Origin of the sequence: Imperialibacter sp., from assembly GCF_040222385.1 — a bacterium.
GTDB lineage: Bacteria > Bacteroidota > Bacteroidia > Cytophagales > Cyclobacteriaceae > Imperialibacter.
In genome coordinates, this window is the sequence record NZ_JAVKDF010000074.1 from 1 (window position 1) to 603 (window position 603).

At 48.3% G+C, this 603-nt stretch carries 1 rRNA gene; it reads right to left on the reverse strand.

The features are described from left to right. A 16S ribosomal RNA gene (locus tag RIG68_RS28890) occupies positions 1 to 333 on the reverse strand; the annotation flags it as partial. Positions 334 to 603 lie beyond the last annotated feature (270 nt).

The window sequence follows — 603 nt, forward strand, 5'->3', positions numbered from 1 at the left end:
ATTCCCCACTGCTGCCTCCCGTAGGAGTCTGGGCCGTGTCTCAGTCCCAGTGTGGCTGATCATCCTCTCAGACCAGCTATGGATCGTCGCCTTGGTAGGCCTTTACCCCACCAACTAGCTAATCCAACGCGGGCCCATCCTTAGGCGATAAATCTTTCCCCCATAGGGCTCATACGGTATTAGCAGTCGTTTCCAACTGTTGTTCCGTACCTAAAGGTAGGTTCCCACGCGTTACTCACCCGTCTGCCACTAACTCCGAAGAGTTCGTTCGACTTGCATGTGTTAAGCCTGCCGCCAGCGTTCGTTCTGAGCCAGGATCAAACTCTCAGGTTTAACTAAAAAGTCCAATCACAGGCTGCTTAATCAATCGCTATAAAGCACTCAATACAATCAAACACATCACTGCGCTCAATTGCAGAATTAACAAGAACCAAATCATATCAAACAGACCGAAATCCATCCAACACAATCGGCTTCCTTGTATTAAAGATCAGCGTACCTGCGTAACTCCTTAAAACCATCAAACACTAAAAAATGCCCGATGATCGCAAGGCCAACGCCGCCTACGCTTCCCTTCCTTCATTACCAAATTGTCAAAGAACC